Origin of the sequence: Tenacibaculum gallaicum (assembly GCF_003387615.1) — a bacterium.
Taxonomy (GTDB): Bacteria; Bacteroidota; Bacteroidia; order Flavobacteriales; family Flavobacteriaceae; genus Polaribacter; species Polaribacter gallaicus.
In genome coordinates this window covers 686,978-706,040 of record NZ_QUNS01000001.1, presented here as the reverse complement: position 1 = coordinate 706,040, position 19,063 = coordinate 686,978, and the positions used below count along the sequence as shown (strand labels likewise).

Genomic DNA, 19,063 nt, shown 5'->3' with positions numbered 1-19,063 from the left:
AGCTAAAATTTCTTTTTACTCTAAATCGTAGTCTTATCCTTATTTTGTTATGTTCATAATAGTAAATTTGTGCTACGCATAAATCAATAAAAAGTAAGCTACTACGAATGAAGAAATCCGCAAACACCAGAGCAACTATTTTACAACAAGCTTTTGAGCTTATTTATAAAAAGGGATATCAATCTACCAGTATTGATGAGATTATAGCTACTACTAAAGTTACAAAAGGTGCTTTTTATTATCATTTTAAAAATAAAAAGCAAATGGGAATTGCTGTTATTAAAGAAGTTATACAGCCAAAAACCATTGATTTTTCAGTAAGTTTTCTTTCTTCTTCTACAAGTTTACAGGATTCTTTATATACAATGATTGAAGAATTGCTTTTACACAATTCTTTTTTAACCATAGAATATGGCTGTCCTTTAGCTAACTTAATTCAAGAAATGTCTCCTTTAGATAATGATTTTAAAGAGGCTCTTAACGAAGTAAAAACGCTATGGACAAACGCTATTACTGATTCCATCACTAAAGAACAACAAAACAATACTATTAATACAAATAGTAACGCCGAAGAAGTTGCTGATTTTATTATAGCTAGCTATTGGGGAGCTAGAGCTTTAGGAAAACTAAACAACAAAAAAAATATGTATACTTATCATTTAAAACAATTAAAACTTTACTTAACTATTTTAAAAAAATCTTAAACTCAATAAAAACATACCATATAGTATGTTTTTATTTTATCTTTGCTTTGTCTTAAAAAACAAGCAATGCAAATACATAATAATTATAGTCCGTCTGTACTCAACAGAAAAGAAATCCAGCAGTTTAAAAAACTTTTAATTACCTCAAAATTAAAAGAAACTTATGCTAAGTTCTTATATAAAACTGGTATTAAATCTAAACTAAATTTTGATATTGACGTTGTTAAAATTCCAGACTCTAAGCTATCTCATCTTGCTTTAGAAGAAGCAAAAGAGTTATGTAACCCAATACTTTTATATCACTCTTATAGAACCTTTTTTTGGTCTGCTGGAATTGCTCTTTCAGAAAAATTACATTACGATAAAGAATTACTTTTTGTCTCATCAATGCTACACGATATCGGTTTAACTGATTCTCACAATCATGTATGCAATCAACAATGCTTTGCTAATTATGGCAGTTCTTATGCTAATGATTTCGTAAAGAAAAATGACACTGAAAATAAAGCTGCTATTATTAAAACTGCTATTGAAATGCACTTATACCCTTCTGTAGATAAAAAGAAATTTGGTAATGAAGCTTATTTACTGTCAAAAGGGGCAGCTATGGACGTGATTGGTTCACACTGTTTCCAAGTTCCCACTCCTTTTATTAAAGAAGTTCATAAAACTTATCATAGAAATGGTTTTAAAGAAGATATTATTGAAACTATGGAAACATTAAACCATAAAGAAAATACTAGAGCTGATATTTTATACAAAATGGGATTTGCCTCAATGGCTTCTAAAAACATTTTAGACTCTAATACTTTTACTTCTTAGGTTTAAACTTTGCTTCCCTCTTGCTCTCGTAAACCTCTTCAATAGTTGGATTATGAGGGCAACTTTTTATTTGCTCAAACTCATCCCCAGTTTTCACAAAACCTGTTTGCAATATTTTAAAATAAATACCTGGTATGTTCTGTTGCCAAAATTGTTTTACAATCTTCATATTGTTAAAGCGCACACCAAGTTTCATACAGGGTTGACGTGGTTTAGTTACTTCAATAATAACCTCTCCTACTTTAAAAGTATCTCCTACATGCAGTTGACTTTCATCTAAATCATCAACAGTTAAATTTTCACCAAACATTCCATGCTTCCAATCTAAATTAGGGTACAGTTCTTTCCAGTACGAATAATGGTTCTCTGAATAAGCATAAACTGCTTGATCTATTCCTCCATGATGTTCTCTATTACAAATAACATCATCTTTTACTTTTTCAACATCTAAAAAGATAGGTTTTTCTACAGGAAACTTAAAAATACCTGTGGTAACAGTTTTTCCTTTCCAATCAATTTCTTTTCTTTCTCCTATATTTGTTGCTACTATTTTCATTTCTTTCTTTTTTATTCAATTAAAAAGTTCTGCAATACATCTGCAATTTTTCGGTTGTCTGATAATTGTGGAATCTTATTCTGGCCTCCAAATTTCCCTATAGATTTCATATATTCATGGAAACCTCCTTTATTTACTTTTCTGATAACAAGTGGACGCAAAATTTTTCCTTCAATTAAATCAAAATAATATACGTTTTGCTTTTGCATAGATGCATCAATTTTTGATGCTAGTTCTTCTAAGTTTTCAGGTTCATTTTCAAACTCAATAAACCACTCGTGATATGGCAATCCGCTTTCTGGGTTCACTTGCGGAGCAACTGTAAACTCACTTATGTTCACATGAGTTCCTTTTATAGCATCATTTAACGCTTTTTCAACCTCTTTACCTATCACATGCTCTCCAAAGGCAGAAATAAAGTGTTTTATACGTCCTGTTACTTTTATTCTATAAGGTTTTAACGAAGTAAACTCAACTGTATCTCCAATATTATATCCCCATAATCCAGCGGAAGTGTTAAGGATAATAACATAATTAATACCTAACTGAACATCTTTTAATGAAATTCTTGTTGGATTATCATCAAAAAACTCATTAGCGGGAATAAACTCATAAAACATTCCGGAGTTTAATTGCAACAACATTCCTTTTTCGGTTTGCGAATCTTGGTATGCAATAAATCCTTCGGAAGCAGGATACAACTCTACATAGTCTATTTTCTTTCCTATTAACGCTTCAAACTTGTTTTTATATGGTTCAAAGTTTACCCCCCCATACACAAAGAAATTAAAGTTTGGAAAGAGTTCGGAAACATTCTTACCTGTTTTCTCCTTTAAACGTTCAAAATACATTTGTACCCAAGACGGAATTCCGCTAATCACCGTCATATTTTCTGGTAACGTTTCTTCAACAACTTTATCTACTTTGGTATCCCAATCTTCAATACAGTTAGTTTCCCAACTTGGTAAACGATTCTTTAATAAATAATTTGGAACGTAATGCGCAGCTATTCCACTTAAACGTCCTAGTTTTACTCCGTTTTTATCTTCTAAAACTGGGCTTCCTTGTAAAAAAATCATCTTTCCATCAACAAAACTAGCGTCATTTGTTTCTGTAATATAAAATAACAAAGCATTTCGAGCTGCTTTGATATGTGTTGGCATTGATTCTTTACTTATAGGAATATACTTTGCTCCTGAGGTTGTTCCTGAGGTTTTAGCAAAGTATAAAGGTTTTCCTTTCCACAAAACATTCTCTTCTCCGGCTACAACTCTATCTATATAATGACGTAAACCTTCATAATCATTAATCGGAACTCTTTTTTTAAAATCTTCGTAATTATTGATTGATATAAAATCGTGATCTTTCCCAAACGCTGTTTTACATCCTTCAGTAACCAAATATTCAAAAACTTTTTCTTGAGTTTTATGTGGGTTGTTTGCCCATTTATATACTTGTTTACGAACAATTTTCGCAAATGGAATTGCTAGTATTGATTTTACGCTCATTTTTTATTTACTATTTAAAATAAGATTCAATGCTTTTTTTAGCTATATCTTCTTTATTCTTATTTACTGAAAGTCTATATAATTTGTTGGGTTAACTGGAAATCCGTTATTCCACAATTCAAAGTGTAAATGAGGTCCTGTGGTTAATTCTCCTGTAGAACCTACACTCGCTATTGCTTCTCCCGACTTTACAACATCACCTTGTTGCTTTAACAAAGTTCCGTTATGTTTATATACTGATATAAATTCGTTAGAATGCTGTATGGTCATTACATATCCAGTTTCTGCTGTCCATTCTGCTAAAATGACTGTTCCATCTGCTACTGCTTTTACAGGTGTGCCTGTTTTTGCTACTATATCAATCGCATAATGTTTGTCATTAACATCAAATGGTTGTGATATACTTCCTGTTAAAGGAGAAAAGAATACATTTTTAGCTCTATTTGTCCCACCATTATACAAAGGAAACAAGTCCTTTCCTTCAATTTTTTCTCTAAACAATGAATCTTCCCTAGATGCCTGTAACTTACTTTCATCAAAAGCAATAGTTTTCATTTCATTTGTTATAGAGTCTATTTTTTCTGGCTTTATTTCCCCTGTTAAAACAGGTTTCAACGCTTTTGTGTAGCTTTCAATAATCGACAACCTAGTTTTTAGTGAATCTGCCTCATACGTTAATCTGGTAGCCTTCTTTTTTAAAGCTGTTGAAGAATATCCTGGTATGTATTCTCGTATGCCTGTGAATGCTATTAACAAAGTAGTAAGTACAATGAGAAGTACGGAAAAAACTCCTCCAAATACAAAAACATTTAATCGTGATAACTTTAAAGAAAATCGTTCTTGAAAGGTATCTTCATTTATAATTACTAAGCGATATTTATCGGTAAGTTTTTGTTTTAGCTTTCGCTTTTTTTTATCTTTTGCCACGTTTTATACTTGTTTGGATTTCAAATATACAACGAAAAAACGGCGAAACTATTTTTTATAAAAATTCATCTCATCTATATACTTCCACACTTTATCAGACAACAAAGGTTTGCAGTTTTTTTCTTCATTTATTGCATTCCGAATCATGGTTGAAGATATTTGTACAATAGGTGCTTCAACTCTATGAATTTTCTCGTGATCTTTAAATTGATTTTCTACAACACCGTTTGATATTCTGGGGTAAACATAAATATTATAATCCTCTAAAATAAACTCATAGTTTTTCCATTTGTGTAGACTTTTCAGATTGTCTTCCCCCATAATTAGGCTAAACTTATAATTAGGGTGTTTTTCTGAAATATGAGCTAACGTATTTATGGTGTAATTTGGTTGTGGTAATTTGAACTCGATATCTGAAGGCTGAATTTTCTCATATCCTTCAGTTGCTAAATACACCATTTCTAAACGATGATGATTATCTAACAGCGAGCTTTTCTTTTTAAAAGGGTTATGTGGCGTCACTACCATCCAGATTTCATCTAAATCTGAGTTTTCAACTAGGTGATTGGCTATAATTAAGTGCCCAATATGAACTGGATTAAAAGTCCCGAAGTATAATCCTATGTTTTTCATATTTATAGATACTAGACTTATTCTTTAACTTCTTTTTCTATTTCTAAAAAATCATCTACTAACTCTTCCGCTTCCTGTAAAGCTACTGGTAAATCGTAATTTTTAATAATCTTATCAAACTGTGGCGCTGTAGCTAATTCTACTGATGCTTTAGCTATACGCATATTAATTTTGTCTTCGCTTTCGGTACTTCTTTTCTTTAAACGAATCTTCAATTCATCAACACTTGGTGGTTTAACAAACACAGCTAATGTTTCTTCTGGAAACTTCTTTTTTATACGTAATCCTCCAACTACATCAATATCAAAAATCACATGTTTTCCTTTCGCCCAAATTCGTTCAACTTCTGTCTTTAAAGTACCATAAAAATTATCTCGATATACTTCTTCCCACTCTAAAAACTCGTCGCTTTTTATTTTTTGCTTGAATTCTTTTGCTGAAATAAAATAATAATCTTTCCCATCAACCTCTTCTCCTCTTGGTACTCTAGATGTAACAGAGATAGAAAACTCTAAATTAAACCGTTCTTGTGCCAACAAATGACGTACAATAGTAGTTTTACCTGAACCTGATGGTGCTGAAAACACAAATAATTTCCCTTTAAACTCTTTCGACATTTTTATAAAACGTTTAAAATTTGCTCTTTTATTTTTTCTAACTCGTCTTTCATTTGGATTACTAACTTTTGCATTGGTGCAAAATTAGCTTTCGATCCTGTTGTGTTGATTTCTCTTCCTATTTCTTGTACGATAAAACCTAATTTTTTTCCATTAGAATCATTCGTATCTAACTGCTCTAAGAAATACTCTAAGTGATTGGCTAAACGTACCTTTTCCTCGTTAATATCTAACTTTTCTAGATAATAAATTAACTCTTGTTCAAAACGGTTCTCATCAACCTCAACTTTTAAATCAGTCAATGCTTTTTGTAAACGTTCTTTAACATTTTCTATTCTATCACCGTCTAATTTTTTAACCTCTTCTAAAGCAGATTGAATATTTAGTATTCTAGTTTTAAAGTCTTCTTCTAACGATTTAGCTTCGTCAATTCTATACTGAATAATTTCTTTTAATGCTACATCGATGTGTGCATCTATCTGTTTCCATTCTTCTTCATCTAGCTCTTCTCGTTCAGTTTTTAATGCGTCTGGCATCCTAACAGCCATTTTCATTAACTCAACATCATCAGAAGTTCCTACTTGAGTTACATTTCTTAATTGTTGCATGTACTCTTTTACAACACCTGTATTCACCGTAGTTGAAGTTTCATCTGCAGTCATTTCTACATAAATAGAAAAGTCTACTTTACCTCTTACTAAACTACTAGCTAGTTTTTTTCGAACATTTAGTTCCTTTTCTCTATAATATGAAGGAATTCTTGTGTTTAAATCTAAATTTTTACTGTTTAAAGATTTAACTTCGATTGTTACTTTTTTTGAGGGTAAATGTAGTACGGATTTACCGTAACCCGTCATAGACTGTATCATAACTTCGGTTTAATAATCCGCAAAGATACGTTTATTTATTGGGAGTTTCAGCTGGTCGTTTGGTTACTAAAAATACTCCTAAAAATATTAATAACGCTGCTCCTATTTTAATCAAATCTAAATGATCACTACCTACAATCAAAGCATAAATAGCTGCCACCACTGGTTGTAAGTACATAAAAACACTTACTGTAGTTGGTTTTAACTTTGATAAAGCGAATAGATTAAACAAATAAGTAATACAGGTAGTAAACAGTACTACAAAACCTACTTTCAAATAGATAGATGTTGGCATCATTTGCCATTGTACTTCTAACAATTCAGAAAAACCGAAGGGAAGCACAAGTATCAACCCAAAAAGATATAACCACTTTACAAAAACAATAGGATTGTATTTTGTTATCAGTTTTTTAACAACAACCAAATACATACCATACGATGCTGCATTAATGAATACTAAGAAATTCCCTAACACCATGTTGGTTGCATCTCCTTTAAGCGGATTCCCGTAAGCTATTAAAACTATTGCTCCCACCATACCAACAATAACTCCTGCAATTTTTCTTAAAATTAGCTTTTCTTTTAAAAGAATACTCGCAAAAATCAACACTAAAATAGGTGTGGTTACCATCATTACTGATGCATTGATGGGTGTAGTATAACTTAATCCTTTAAAAAAAGTAAGCATATTAAAAGCAATTCCAAAAAAGGCTGCCATTGCTACTCTTTTGTAATCTCCTTTTTCAATAGATGGTGCTTTCACAAAAAGCCCTAATAACCAAAAAATTATAGCAGCTCCTCCAACACGAATTAATATAAACCCGAAAGGCTGAACATATCCTTCCATCACTTCCTTAGCAACAGTAAAAGTAATTCCGTAAATAAGTGTCGCGATAGATGCTGCGGTAAGTGCTAACGCTCTTTGGTTCATTTTTATGGTTTTAAGAACAAGTGCAAAGATGATGATAATTTTATTCTTTTCTACTACTTTTTTATCCTATACCGTTCTTTAAATACCTTATTTTTTAAACTAAAAAAGCACTGCAAATGCAGTGCTTTTCCCTTTGGTTGATTAACTTCTGATTAGTCCACTAAAGGTGGTATTCTTAATACTTGTCCTGGATAAATTTTGTCAGGGTGTGTTAACATTGGCTTATTAGCTTCAAAAATTACTGGATACTTCATTGCATCACCATAAAATTCTTTAGCAATTTTACTTAATGAATCACCACTTACTACTGTGTGAAACTGAGCCATTGCAGCTTCTTCAATTACTTCAACTTCCGCAACCGTCATGTTATCTTCTACAGAAGCAATACCTTCTGTATTACCTACTACTAAAACTACTTTTTCTTTAGTAGCTAAATCCGAAGCTTCACCTACTACTGTAGCTTTATCATCATCTACATTAATAGCTAAGTTTTCAACAGAAAGCTCTAGTTTTTTTACTGCATCTACTAATTTTGCAGCTTTTTCTGTAGCTTCTTCTTCAGTTGTTTTTCCGATACCGAAAACTTTTGCTCCGGCATTTTTAATAAATGAAAAAATTCCCATTCTCTTTTTTGATTTTTTGTTAATAATCTTTTTTCTGTCTGACCAATATACAATTTTTATACCAAAAATTCTACTCCATAAATAGTTTAAAAGAATTCTCTTTAACAAAAAAAGCATCCCAATTAGGATGCTTAATCTATTTATTTTGCTGCTCTTTTTACTCTTTATTAAAAGAGTTCCAACCTTGCGCTTTTAGTTCTATTTCTTGATTAGCACGAGTTACTAAATTTATTCCTTCGTTTTTCTCGGTAATATGACCAATAACTGTAAAGTTAGGATTTCCTTTTATTTTATCATAATCATCTATAGAAGCTGTAAACAATAACTCATAATCTTCACCTCCACTTAAAGCTATCATCGTACTATCCATGTTAAACTCTTCAGAAGTAGAAATTACTTGAGGATCTAAAGGTAATTTATCTTCATAAATTTTACACCCTGTTTTACTTTGCGTACAGATATGCATAATTTCAGATGATAATCCATCAGAAATATCAATCATAGAAGTAGGTTTCACCTCTAATTCTTCTAATAACTTAGGAATATCTTTACGTGCTTCTGGTTTTAATTGACGTTCAATTATGTAAGTATATTTACTTAAGTCTGGTTGACTTTGAGGGTTTACCTGAAACACTTGTTTTTCACGCTCTAACACCTGTAAACCTAAATAGGCTCCACCTAAATCACCAGAAACAACAATTAAATCGGTAGGTTTAGCTCCATTTCTATATACAATATCTTCTTTTTTAGCTTTACCAATAGCTGTGATAGAAATTAATATTCCTTTCGTTGAAGATGTTGTATCTCCTCCAATTAAATCTACTTGATACGTATCACATGCTAATTGTATTCCTGCATATAATTCCTCAATAGCTTCTAATGGAAAACGGTTAGACACAGCAATTGACACTGTAATCTGTTCCGCATTAGCATTCATAGCATACACATCTGATAAGTTAACCATTACCGATTTATACCCTAGATGTTTTAAAGGCATATAACTCAAGTCGAAATGCACACCTTCTACCAATAAATCGGTAGTAATTACAGTTTCTTTATCCGATGCATTAATTACAGCTCCATCATCTCCAACTCCTTTCACTGTTGATGAATGATACATTTTAAAGTGCTTTGTCAAATGGTTTATTAATCCAAACTCTCCAAGCTCAGCTAACGAAGTTCTTTCTTGGTTTTTATCTTCTAACATGCTGCAAAGATAATGACTAGCAAACAAACAAACCTATTTTGCTTAGTGTAATCTACACAAAATAAAAATAGAGTTTTGCTGTTTTTGTATGTTGTATAAGTGGTTAATTACTTAATTTAGTGATTTTAAACCCCGATTTATGAAAAACCTTAAAATTCTGTTTGTTTTATTTGGGATGTTATTTTTAACTTCTTGCTCATCCTCTTCAAGCGAAGCTCCAGTAGAAACCAATAAATCTACATGTTCTAATGGTAAAGCTGGAATTTACTCATGTGATAACTATGATTTATTATTAAACATTCCTTTAAGTACATTTAATGCAATTAGCGGAAGTGATTGTTGGGGGTGGACAGACGAAACCACCAACAAGGAATACGCTATTATGTGTGTAGACAATGGAACTATTTTTGTAGACATTACTGACACAGAAAACCCTGTTTATTTAGGCAAACTTCCTACTGCGACTATAAGTGAAGATTGGTGGGATGTAAAAGTTTATAACAATTATGCTTTTATTGTTAGCGAAGCAACAAACCACGGCATGCAAGTATTTGATTTAACCAAACTAAGAGATATAACTAATCCACCTATTACATTAACAGCTGACAAGCACTTTACTGATTTTGGTAGTGCTCACAATATAGTTATTAATGAAGACTCTGGTTATGCATATCCTGTTGGCACAAATAGATCTGGAACATATAAAGGAGGACCTTTATTTATCAACATACAAAACCCTATAAACCCAATAAGCGAAGGTGGATGGGGAATGGACAACTATAGTCATGATGCACAAGTAGTAACCTATAATGGACCAGATACAGACCACACAGGTAAAGAAATATTAATAGGAAGTAACGAAAATGAAGTTGTAATTGTTGATATTACCGATAAAGCCAACCCTATAAACATTTCTAAAATTTCATATGCAAATGTTGGCTATACACATCAAGGTTGGTTTACTGAAGATCAAAAATATTTTATTTTAGGAGATGAGTTAGATGAACAAAATTTTGGTCATGATACAAGGACTATTATTTTTGATTTTTCTGATTTAGATGCCCCAAAAGAACACTTTATATATACAGGACCTACTTCAGCTATTGATCATAATGGGTACATTAAAGGAAATACTTTCTATTTAGCCAACTATACCGCTGGTGCTCGTTTTATCAATATTTCAAACATTGAAAGTAAAAATATTTCTGAAACAGGGTATTTTGACACTTATCCTGAAAATGACAACGCTAACTTCAATGGGGTCTGGAGTGTGTACCCTTACTTTAAAAGTGGAAAAATTGTGGTAAGCGATATCAATAGAGGTTTATTTATCCTTAAAAAACAATAAATGCTCAAAGAACTCTTATTATTACTTTTCGTATTAATCATTTACAGCTGTAATAAAGATGATGGCATACAGCTTAACCCTACTTTAACAACTCCTGAAGTTAGTTTAGTTAAAACTCTCGGGGGCTCAGTAAATGAAAGTGGTAGAAGTGTAATTAACACTATTGATGGAGGATATATTGTAGCTGGTTTTACTCAAAGTATTGATGGAGATATAGAAACCACCCAAAATACAATTCAATATGATTTTTGGCTTTTAAAATTTGATGCAAACGACAATCTTCAATGGCAAAAGACCTATGGGGGTTCAAAAGATGACAAAGCATTTAAAATTATTCAAACAAATGACAATGGTTTTGCTATTGTAGGCTATGGAAAAAGTGATGATGGAGATGTAGACATCAATCAGGGCTTTGATGATGTTTGGATATTAAAACTAGACAGTAACGGTATAATAGTCTGGAAAAAAACCACTGGTTTCTCTGGAGCTGACCAAGGTTTCTCAATCATTCAAACTTCTGATGGGGGGTATTTTGCTGGAAGCATTATAGACGTTACAGCATCTGGAGGTTTAGGTAACTCTAAACAATCAGCAAAGCATGCTGGTGGAGACTACTGGGGTATTAAACTCAATACTAACGGAGATATTGAATGGAGAAAATACTTTGGAGGAACAAATACTGATACTTGTTACGACGTAGCTGAAGCTATTGATGGCTATCTATTAATCGGTTCTTCTGACAGCAATGATGTAGATATAAAAAACAACAAAGGTTCTTATGATTTTTGGGTTGTTAAAATTGACAAAAGCGGAAATTTATTTTGGGAAAAGTCTTTTGGTGGTACAGAAATTGATGAAGCTAGAGCAATAACAAAAACCAATGATGGGGATTTTATTATTGTAGGAGATACACGCAGTTCTGATAAAAATATTTCACAAAACAATGGAGGAGCCGATTTATGGGCTATAAAAATAACTAATCAAGGTGAACTACTTTGGCAAAAGAACTATGGTGGTTCAAGTTTTGATGTTGGTCGGTCGATTAAAAAGACTTCAAACGGAAACTTTTTAATATCTGGAAGTTCAAGAAGTGCTGACAACAATTTTACCAATAAAGGTCAAAATGACGCGTTAATTATGAAAATTGATACAGATGGAAATCTCCTGTGGCAAAAAACCATTGGAGGGACAGAAATAGATTTTTGCTATGATGCTGTTGAATTAACAAACGGAAACATTATTGCTGTTGGCGAAAGCAGCAGTAATAATCAAGATATAACAACAAACAAGGGCTTTTCAGACCTACTAATTATCAAACTAAAATAATAAATGAAATATTTTTTAACTTTCTTCCTTAGTGCATTACTATTTTCTTGTAGCTCAGACAATGATGAATCTATCAAAGAAGTTTCAGTAAAACTAAAATTCAGTCAAAATTGGGATGGTACTTTAATTGAAAAATCTGACTTAGAAAACACCGAATTCACCAACAAAACAGGAAGCAAACTTTCTATAAGTAGGTTACGCTATTTAATCTCACGTATTAGCCTTGTTAATGGCGCGGGAGACACAACCAAATTTGATAGTTACAAGCTAATAGACTCAAGTAAACCAGATAGTTTAACCTACGCTCTTTCTGAAAAAGTATCAGAAGGAAGCTATAAGCTACTTTTTACTTTTGGTCTTAACGATAATGACAATAAAAGTGGGGTATATCCAGATTTAAACTCTGCTGATTGGAATGTACCCGATATGATGGGGGGAGGGTATCACTACATGCAACTAGACGGTAAATACAAAGACACTTTAGGAGTAGAAAACCCATATAATTTTCATGCTATAAGAGCTTACGACAAAGAAAAAGACTCTATTTTAGATACTTCTTTTGGAGTTGAAACTGGTTCTATCCTATTAAAAAACAATGCTACTATAGAAATAAAAATGAATGTAGCTGGGTGGTTTAAAAGTCCTAATGATTGGGATTTAAACGAAAAAAGTGTTGATTTGATGATGGATTTTGAAGCTCAGAAAGAAATTTCTGAAAATGGGAAAAGTGGTGTATTTAGCTTAGGAAATATTTCTCAATAAAATGATAAAAAAAAGTATACATCTTACTTTGCTACTACTTCTTTTAATAAGTTGTTCTTCAAAAGGAGAAGAAGAGAGTGTATACACACCTGTTCAAACTAGTTTAGAAATCCCGGAGTTATTTCAACAAAAATTAATTGCTCCTGTTATTCCAACCAACAACCCTTTAACCGAAGAAGGCATAGCCTTGGGCAAAAAATTATTCTTTGACCCCATTTTATCTAAAGACAATACTCAATCTTGTGCAAGCTGTCACAACCCTAAAAGAGCATTTACTGATGATACTCAATTTAGTGAAGGTGTTGATGGTAAATTCGGAACAAGAAATTCAATGCCGTTATTTAATTTAGCTTGGAACTTTGATGAACGCTTTATGTGGGACGGAAAAGAACTCAGTATTGAACGTCAAGTATTTTCACCTGTACGTAACCCAATTGAAATGCATAGTAACTGGGAAAATGTAGCTGAAAAATTACAAGAACATGCTGAATACCCAACGCTTTTTCAACAAGCTTTTGGAGCATCTAAAATAGACTCAACCTTAGTTACCAAAGCAATCGCTCAATTTGAAAGAACCTTAATTTCAGGGAACTCAAAATTTGATCAATTTCTTTTAGGAAAAGTTGAATTGACTCCTGAAGAACAAAACGGATTCAATGTTTTTATGGAGGAAACTCGTGGCGATTGTTTTCATTGTCATGGAAGCGACAACAACCCTTTATGGACAGACAACAAATTCCATAACAATGGTTTAGACGAAACTTTCACCGACTTAGGTTTAGGCGCTGTTACAGGTGACCCTAACGATAATGGAAAATTTAAAAGCCCATCCTTACGAAACTTAAAATTCACCGCTCCTTACATGCACGATGGGCGATTTACTACTTTAGAAGAAGTAATAAATCATTATTCTGAAGGATTAAAGTTATCTTCTACAATCGACCCTTTAATGAAAAAAGCCAATCAAGGAGGTGTACAACTCTCAAACAAAGATAAAGCTGACTTAAAAGCTTTTCTTTTGAGTCTTTCTGATACAAATTTTGTAAACAATCCTGATTTTCAGCAATAATCTTCTAACAATCAGCAAGCAGATTTAAAGTATAGACAATTTTTATCGCTTAATAACTATATTCATTTCAAAAAATGATATAAATCATATTTTGTCATTATCTTTGCAGTCACTTAGATTTAATCTATTTAAACGATGATAAAAGTTTCAGACACAGCAAAAAAGAAAGTCATTGAACTAATGACTGATGACGGATTTGATACTACAACCGACTTTGTTCGTGTTGGAGTGAAAAGTGGCGGTTGTTCAGGATTATCATACGACTTAACTTTTGACAAAACCCAACAAGAAAACGACAAAGTTTTTGAAGACAACAACGTAAAAATTGTTGTTGACAAAAAGAGTTTTTTATACTTAGTTGGAACAACTTTAGAATATTCTGGAGGTTTAAACGGTAAAGGATTCGTATTTAACAATCCTAATGCTAACAGAACTTGTGGTTGTGGAGAGAGTTTCTCTCTATAAGCCTTACATCACAAAAAGAATACAAAACTGATGAGTAAATACACCGAGGACGATTTAAGAGAAGAATTAAAAACCAAAGAGTACGAATATGGTTTTTATACTGATATTGAAAGTGATAAGTTTCCTAATGGGATAAACGAGGATATTGTTCGTGCCATTTCTAAAAAGAAAAACGAGCCAGAATGGATGACTGAATGGCGTTTAGAAGCTTTTAGAATTTGGGAACAAATGGAAGAGCCAGAGTGGGCAAATGTTACCTATAAAAAACCGAGTTTTCAAGATATTTCTTACTACTCAGCACCTAAACAAAAACCCAAATTAAACAGCTTAGATGAGGTTGACCCTGATTTACTAGCTACGTTTGAAAAACTTGGAATTTCTTTAGATGAGCAAAAAAAATTAGCTAATGTAGCAGTTGATATTGTAATGGATTCTGTTTCAGTAGCTACTACATTTAAAGAAACACTAGCTGAAAAAGGGATTATTTTTATGCCTATTTCTGAAGCTATTCAAGAACATCCAGAATTAGTGAAAAAATATATTGGTTCGGTAGTACCTCCAACAGATAATTTTTACGCTGCATTAAATTCAGCAGTATTCTCTGATGGATCTTTTTGTTACATTCCAAAAGGAGTTCGTTGTCCTATGGAACTATCTACCTACTTCCGTATTAACGAAGGAGGAACAGGTCAGTTCGAACGTACCTTAGTTGTTGCAGATGAAAGTAGTTACGTTTCTTATCTAGAAGGATGTACCGCCCCACAACGTGATGAAAACCAACTACATGCAGCAGTTGTTGAGCTTATTGCTCTAGATGACGCTGAAATAAAATATTCAACGGTACAAAACTGGTTTCCTGGAGATTCAGAAGGAAAAGGAGGAGTTTTCAACTTCGTAACCAAAAGAGGTTTATGTGAAACTAATGCAAAAATTTCTTGGACACAGGTTGAAACAGGGTCAGCAATTACCTGGAAATACCCTAGTTGTATTTTAAAAGGAAATAATTCTGTAGGTGAATTTTATTCAATTGCTGTAACAAATAATCATCAACAAGCCGATACTGGTACTAAGATGATTCACCTAGGAAAGAATACTAAGTCAACCATTATTTCTAAAGGAATCTCAGCAGGTAAATCGCAAAATAGTTACCGTGGTTTAGTACAGGTAAATTCTAGAGCAGAAAACGCACGTAACTTTTCACAATGTGATTCTTTATTAATGGGTAATGAGTGTGGTGCACACACTTTCCCTTATATCGAAGTTAAAAATAAATCAGCTCAAATTGAGCACGAGGCTACCACTAGTAAAATTGGTGAAGATCAATTATTTTACTGTAACCAGCGCGGTATTGATACAGAAAAAGCCATTGCATTAATTGTAAACGGATTTAGTAAAGAAGTATTAAACAAATTACCGATGGAGTTTGCAGTAGAAGCTCAAAAACTATTAGAAATTAGTTTAGAAGGAAGTGTGGGCTAACAAGAAATCGTAAGTAAGATGAAGAAAATATTTTTATTAGCTCTTATAAGCATTATTACAATTAGTTGTAAAAACGCTGAAAAGAAACAAACAACAGAAGAAAAAACAATTGAGAAGCCTCAGGTAAAACTTCATGTTTTAGATGGTGGATCAATTTTAGTTAACAAACTTGAAGTTTTTTCTCAAGACACAACATATACAGGACAGTCTAAAAAACTTTCAGATGGTTTTTATGTAATCTCTCACCCTAAAGGAAACTTAATGTGGGATGCTGGGTTACCAGAAGCTTTAATTGTAAACGAGCCTTTTACTGAACCTACTGGTACATTTACATTACAACGTAAAGACTCTTTAAAGAATCAATTAAAATCTTTAGGTTTAACTATAGATGATTTTAAATACATTTCCCTATCTCACCCACATTTTGATCATACTGGTCATGCTAACTACTTTAAGAATTCAACGTGGTTAATTCAGGAGAATGAGTATAATTTTATAACTAGTGATTCTGCAAAAGTTAAGGACCCTGACACCTATAATTCTATTAAGGAATTAAAAAATGTAGAAAAAATAAATGGTGACCATGATGTTTTTGGAGATGGTACGGTAGTTATAAAATATATGCCTGGTCATACTATAGGTCATCAAGCTTTATATGTTGAAGCTGGTTTAGAAAAACCAATCTTATTAACAGGTGATTTATATCACTTTGAAGAAAACAGAGAAACTAAAGGTATTCCTTCTTTTAATTACGATGTTGAGCAAACTCTAGAAAGTATGAAGAAGTTTGAAGCTTTCGCTAAAGAAAAGAATGCTGAGGTGATTATACAACACTCACCAAAAGATTTCAAAAAATTACAAAATCTATTAAAAAAGTAACTATACAGTAATGTTAAAAATAGAAAACTTACACGCACAGGTAGAAGGTAAAGATATTCTTAAAGGAATTAACTTAGAAGTAAAAGCAGGCGAGATTCATGCAATTATGGGTCCAAACGGTGCAGGTAAAAGTACCTTATCATCTGTAATTGCTGGTAATGAAACTTACGACGTAACTTCTGGTTCTATCGAGTTAGAAGGTGAAGATATTAGTGAATTAGCTCCTGAAGAAAGGGCTCATTCTGGTGTATTCTTATCATTTCAATACCCAGTAGAAATTCCTGGTGTTACTGTTACTAACTTTATTAAAACAGCAATTAACGAATCTAGAAAAGCAAAAGGTTTAGAAGAAATGCCTGCTAAGGATATGCTTAAAAAGATTCGTGAAAAATCAGAATTATTAGAAATCGATCGTAAATTCTTATCTCGTTCATTAAATGAAGGTTTTTCAGGAGGAGAGAAGAAACGTAATGAAGTTTTTCAAATGGCTATGTTAGAACCTAAATTAGCTATTTTAGATGAAACTGATTCCGGTTTAGATATTGATGCTTTACGTATTGTTGCTAATGGAGTTAATAAATTAAAATCTAAAGATAACGCTGTAGTAGTTATTACTCACTATCAACGTTTATTAGAATATATCGTTCCTGATTATGTACATGTTTTACACGATGGAAAAATCGTTAAAACAGGAGACGCTTCTCTAGCCTTAGAGCTTGAAGAAAAAGGGTACGATTGGATTAAAGCAGAGTTAAAATAGTTAGAAAAGTTGAAAAGTAAAAAGCGAAAAGTAGCCCTGTAATAATAAGCTTCTTTTCAGTTTTACAAACTTTTATACTTTATAAACTTTACAACTAAAAACAATGGAGTTGAGAGAAAAAATATTATCATCATACGTAGCTTTTGAAGACAGTGTAAACATCAATTCAGGTTTACATGAAATAAGAACAAAAGCACTACAAAATTTTGAAAAACTAGGCTTTCCTACTAAAAAGTTAGAAGCTTGGAAATACACTTCTTTAAATTCAGTTTTAAAAGAAGACTATAGTATATTTCCTGACAGAGATGCTTCAGTAGAATTTGCCGATGTAAAAAAATATTTCATTCACGAAATAGACAGCTATAAAATAGTTTTTGTAGATGGAAAATACAGCTCTTTTTTATCAACCACTACTCATGATGGAAAAGATGTTTGTTTATTATCTGCCGCTTTTTCAAAAGAAAAATACAAACCTATTGTTGAAAAATATTTTAACAAAATAGCAAAGCAAGATAATTTAACTTCTTTAAATACTGCTTTTGCTACTGAAGGTGCATTTATTCACATTCCTAAGAATATTGAAGTTGAAAAACCTATTCAAATAATTAATTTTACTACAGGTAAAGAACATGCAACTATGTTACAACCTCGTAATTTAATTATTGTAGAGCAAAATGCACATGTTCAAATTATAGAACGTCACCAAAATCTTAATAATAATGCTGTGTTAACAAATTCTGTAACTGAAATTTATACAGATACACATGCTACAGTAGATTATTATAAGATTCAAAATGACAACAATGATGCTTCTTTAGTTGACAATACATATATTGAGCAACAGAAAGAAAGCACCTGCTCTGTACATACTTTTTCCTTCGGGGGGAATATTACTAGAAACAACTTAAACTTCTATCAAAAAGGAGAACATATTAATTCTATTTTAAAAGGAATTACTATTATTGAAGGAAAACAACATGTTGACCATCATACACTAGTAAACCATATAGAGCCTAACTGTGAGAGCCACCAAGATTACAAAGGTATTTATGCTGATCGTTCTACGGGGGTTTTTAATGGTAAGGTTATTGTTGAAAAAGAAGCACAAAAAACCAATGCTTATCAACAAAACAACAATGTTTTAATAAGTGATAAAGCAACTATAAACGCTAAACCTCAATTAGAAATTTTTGCAGATGATGTAAAGTGTTCCCATGGTTGTACTATCGGTCAACTAGATGATCAAGCATTATTCTATATGCAACAAAGAGGTATTCCTAAAAAAGAAGCAAAAGCCTTATTAATGTATGCCTTTGCTAACACTGTTTTAGAAAGTGTTAAAATACCTGAAGTTAAGAAACGAATTACCAAATTAATTGCCAATAAATTAGGCGTTAACATCGGTTTTGAACTATAAAAGAAAAAGGCATTATTTTTAATAATGCCTTTTTTAATTATTTTGTCCCGTTATGAAATCTAAGTTTTTAAAAAACTTATCAATCCCTTACCCTTATTTATTTCATACCAAAAGGAACCTTATTATTGCGTGTATACTAAGTATAGTAATATTCCTAATTA

At 32.0% G+C, this 19,063-nt stretch carries 20 protein-coding genes; 11 read left to right on the top strand and 9 right to left on the bottom strand.

Going from position 1 to position 19,063, the window contains the following annotated elements:
* Positions 1-107 precede the first annotated feature (107 nt).
* The gene (locus C7448_RS03250; protein WP_115899912.1) at positions 108-704 is read left to right on the top strand and encodes a TetR/AcrR family transcriptional regulator; all 597 of its coding nucleotides are present in this window, start codon (positions 108-110) and stop codon (positions 702-704) included.
* A gap of 66 nt (positions 705-770) precedes the next feature.
* On the top strand, positions 771-1,526 hold the full coding sequence (locus tag C7448_RS03245) for an HD domain-containing protein (protein ID WP_115899911.1): 756 nt from the start codon (positions 771-773) through the stop codon (positions 1,524-1,526).
* On the opposite strand, the gene C7448_RS03240 is transcribed toward C7448_RS03245, so the two are convergent.
* From C7448_RS03240 to thiL, 9 genes are all read right to left on the bottom strand, one after another.
* On the bottom strand, positions 1,516-2,082 hold the full coding sequence (locus tag C7448_RS03240) for an MOSC domain-containing protein (RefSeq protein WP_115899910.1): 567 nt from the start codon (positions 2,080-2,082) through the stop codon (positions 1,516-1,518). The two genes, C7448_RS03245 and C7448_RS03240, sit on opposite strands and share 11 nt — an antisense overlap.
* Before the next feature lie 11 nt (positions 2,083-2,093).
* Positions 2,094-3,590 carry a GH3 family domain-containing protein gene (locus C7448_RS03235; RefSeq protein WP_115899909.1) on the bottom strand — a complete coding sequence of 499 codons (1,497 nt, stop codon included), beginning with the start codon at positions 3,588-3,590 and terminating at the stop codon, positions 2,094-2,096.
* 63 nt (positions 3,591-3,653) lie between these two features.
* Positions 3,654-4,517 carry a M23 family metallopeptidase gene (locus tag C7448_RS03230; protein ID WP_115899908.1) on the bottom strand — a complete coding sequence of 288 codons (864 nt, stop codon included), beginning with the start codon at positions 4,515-4,517 and terminating at the stop codon, positions 3,654-3,656.
* Positions 4,518-4,565: 48 nt separating this feature from the next.
* Positions 4,566-5,150 (bottom strand): nicotinate (nicotinamide) nucleotide adenylyltransferase, encoded by a 585-nt coding sequence (gene nadD / locus C7448_RS03225; RefSeq protein ID WP_115899907.1) that lies wholly within the window; start codon positions 5,148-5,150, stop codon positions 4,566-4,568.
* 17 nt (positions 5,151-5,167) lie between these two features.
* Entirely contained in the window at positions 5,168-5,767 is a 600-nt protein-coding gene (gene gmk, locus C7448_RS03220; protein ID WP_115899906.1) for a guanylate kinase, read from the bottom strand.
* Positions 5,768-5,769: 2 nt separating this feature from the next.
* Positions 5,770-6,636, bottom strand: a complete 867-nt coding sequence (locus tag C7448_RS03215; protein ID WP_245939418.1) for a YicC/YloC family endoribonuclease — start codon at positions 6,634-6,636, stop codon at positions 5,770-5,772.
* Positions 6,637-6,667: 31 nt separating this feature from the next.
* On the bottom strand, positions 6,668-7,567 hold the full coding sequence (locus C7448_RS03210) for a DMT family transporter (protein WP_115899904.1): 900 nt from the start codon (positions 7,565-7,567) through the stop codon (positions 6,668-6,670).
* A 152-nt stretch (positions 7,568-7,719) separates the two neighbouring features.
* A complete protein-coding gene (lysM, locus tag C7448_RS03205) occupies positions 7,720-8,190 on the bottom strand; it encodes a peptidoglycan-binding protein LysM (protein ID WP_115900127.1) in 471 nt (156 codons plus the stop codon).
* A 157-nt stretch (positions 8,191-8,347) separates the two neighbouring features.
* Positions 8,348-9,397, bottom strand: a complete 1,050-nt coding sequence (gene thiL, locus C7448_RS03200) for a thiamine-phosphate kinase (protein WP_115899903.1) — start codon at positions 9,395-9,397, stop codon at positions 8,348-8,350.
* A 139-nt stretch (positions 9,398-9,536) separates the two neighbouring features.
* Between thiL and C7448_RS03195 the strand changes: the two genes are divergently transcribed.
* From C7448_RS03195 to sufD, 9 genes are all read left to right on the top strand, one after another.
* Complete coding sequence (locus tag C7448_RS03195) at positions 9,537-10,745, top strand: choice-of-anchor B family protein (protein WP_115899902.1); 1,209 nt, start codon at positions 9,537-9,539, stop codon at positions 10,743-10,745.
* Entirely contained in the window at positions 10,746-12,071 is a 1,326-nt protein-coding gene (locus C7448_RS03190) for a hypothetical protein (RefSeq protein ID WP_115899901.1), read from the top strand. It abuts the gene before it with no gap.
* A gap of 3 nt (positions 12,072-12,074) precedes the next feature.
* Entirely contained in the window at positions 12,075-12,833 is a 759-nt protein-coding gene (locus C7448_RS03185; protein WP_115899900.1) for an MbnP family protein, read from the top strand.
* A 1-nt stretch (position 12,834) separates the two neighbouring features.
* Positions 12,835-13,902 (top strand): cytochrome-c peroxidase, encoded by a 1,068-nt coding sequence (locus C7448_RS03180; protein WP_115899899.1) that lies wholly within the window; start codon positions 12,835-12,837, stop codon positions 13,900-13,902.
* Between the two features lie 135 nt (positions 13,903-14,037).
* Positions 14,038-14,367, top strand: a complete 330-nt coding sequence (locus C7448_RS03175) for a HesB/IscA family protein (protein ID WP_115899898.1) — start codon at positions 14,038-14,040, stop codon at positions 14,365-14,367.
* Between the two features lie 30 nt (positions 14,368-14,397).
* Positions 14,398-15,846 carry a Fe-S cluster assembly protein SufB gene (gene sufB / locus C7448_RS03170; RefSeq protein ID WP_115899897.1) on the top strand — a complete coding sequence of 483 codons (1,449 nt, stop codon included), beginning with the start codon at positions 14,398-14,400 and terminating at the stop codon, positions 15,844-15,846.
* Positions 15,847-15,864: 18 nt separating this feature from the next.
* Positions 15,865-16,725, top strand: a complete 861-nt coding sequence (locus C7448_RS03165) for an N-acyl homoserine lactonase family protein (protein ID WP_115899896.1) — start codon at positions 15,865-15,867, stop codon at positions 16,723-16,725.
* A gap of 10 nt (positions 16,726-16,735) precedes the next feature.
* On the top strand, positions 16,736-17,485 hold the full coding sequence (gene sufC, locus C7448_RS03160; RefSeq protein ID WP_115899895.1) for a Fe-S cluster assembly ATPase SufC: 750 nt from the start codon (positions 16,736-16,738) through the stop codon (positions 17,483-17,485).
* 103 nt (positions 17,486-17,588) lie between these two features.
* On the top strand, positions 17,589-18,902 hold the full coding sequence (gene sufD, locus C7448_RS03155) for a Fe-S cluster assembly protein SufD (RefSeq protein ID WP_115899894.1): 1,314 nt from the start codon (positions 17,589-17,591) through the stop codon (positions 18,900-18,902).
* Positions 18,903-19,063: the final 161 nt, after the last annotated feature.

What these genes read in the sequence shown, in the direction of transcription:
- C7448_RS03215 (WP_245939418.1), bottom strand. Translation starts at nt 6,636, where the DNA reads ATGATACAGTCTATGACGGGTTACGGTAAATCCGTACTACATTTACCC.
- C7448_RS03165 (WP_115899896.1), top strand. Translation starts at nt 15,865, where the DNA reads ATGAAGAAAATATTTTTATTAGCTCTTATAAGCATTATTACAATTAGT.
- C7448_RS03235 (WP_115899909.1), bottom strand. Translation starts at nt 3,590, where the DNA reads ATGAGCGTAAAATCAATACTAGCAATTCCATTTGCGAAAATTGTTCGT.
- thiL (WP_115899903.1), bottom strand. Translation starts at nt 9,397, where the DNA reads ATGTTAGAAGATAAAAACCAAGAAAGAACTTCGTTAGCTGAGCTTGGA.
- sufB (WP_115899897.1), top strand. Translation starts at nt 14,398, where the DNA reads ATGAGTAAATACACCGAGGACGATTTAAGAGAAGAATTAAAAACCAAA.
- C7448_RS03180 (WP_115899899.1), top strand. Translation starts at nt 12,835, where the DNA reads ATGATAAAAAAAAGTATACATCTTACTTTGCTACTACTTCTTTTAATA.
- sufC (WP_115899895.1), top strand. Translation starts at nt 16,736, where the DNA reads ATGTTAAAAATAGAAAACTTACACGCACAGGTAGAAGGTAAAGATATT.
- lysM (WP_115900127.1), bottom strand. Translation starts at nt 8,190, where the DNA reads ATGGGAATTTTTTCATTTATTAAAAATGCCGGAGCAAAAGTTTTCGGT.
- nadD (WP_115899907.1), bottom strand. Translation starts at nt 5,150, where the DNA reads ATGAAAAACATAGGATTATACTTCGGGACTTTTAATCCAGTTCATATT.
- C7448_RS03185 (WP_115899900.1), top strand. Translation starts at nt 12,075, where the DNA reads ATGAAATATTTTTTAACTTTCTTCCTTAGTGCATTACTATTTTCTTGT.
- C7448_RS03250 (WP_115899912.1), top strand. Translation starts at nt 108, where the DNA reads ATGAAGAAATCCGCAAACACCAGAGCAACTATTTTACAACAAGCTTTT.
- C7448_RS03195 (WP_115899902.1), top strand. Translation starts at nt 9,537, where the DNA reads ATGAAAAACCTTAAAATTCTGTTTGTTTTATTTGGGATGTTATTTTTA.
- gmk (WP_115899906.1), bottom strand. Translation starts at nt 5,767, where the DNA reads ATGTCGAAAGAGTTTAAAGGGAAATTATTTGTGTTTTCAGCACCATCA.
- C7448_RS03210 (WP_115899904.1), bottom strand. Translation starts at nt 7,567, where the DNA reads ATGAACCAAAGAGCGTTAGCACTTACCGCAGCATCTATCGCGACACTT.
- C7448_RS03245 (WP_115899911.1), top strand. Translation starts at nt 771, where the DNA reads ATGCAAATACATAATAATTATAGTCCGTCTGTACTCAACAGAAAAGAA.
- C7448_RS03190 (WP_115899901.1), top strand. Translation starts at nt 10,746, where the DNA reads ATGCTCAAAGAACTCTTATTATTACTTTTCGTATTAATCATTTACAGC.
- C7448_RS03240 (WP_115899910.1), bottom strand. Translation starts at nt 2,082, where the DNA reads ATGAAAATAGTAGCAACAAATATAGGAGAAAGAAAAGAAATTGATTGG.
- sufD (WP_115899894.1), top strand. Translation starts at nt 17,589, where the DNA reads ATGGAGTTGAGAGAAAAAATATTATCATCATACGTAGCTTTTGAAGAC.
- C7448_RS03175 (WP_115899898.1), top strand. Translation starts at nt 14,038, where the DNA reads ATGATAAAAGTTTCAGACACAGCAAAAAAGAAAGTCATTGAACTAATG.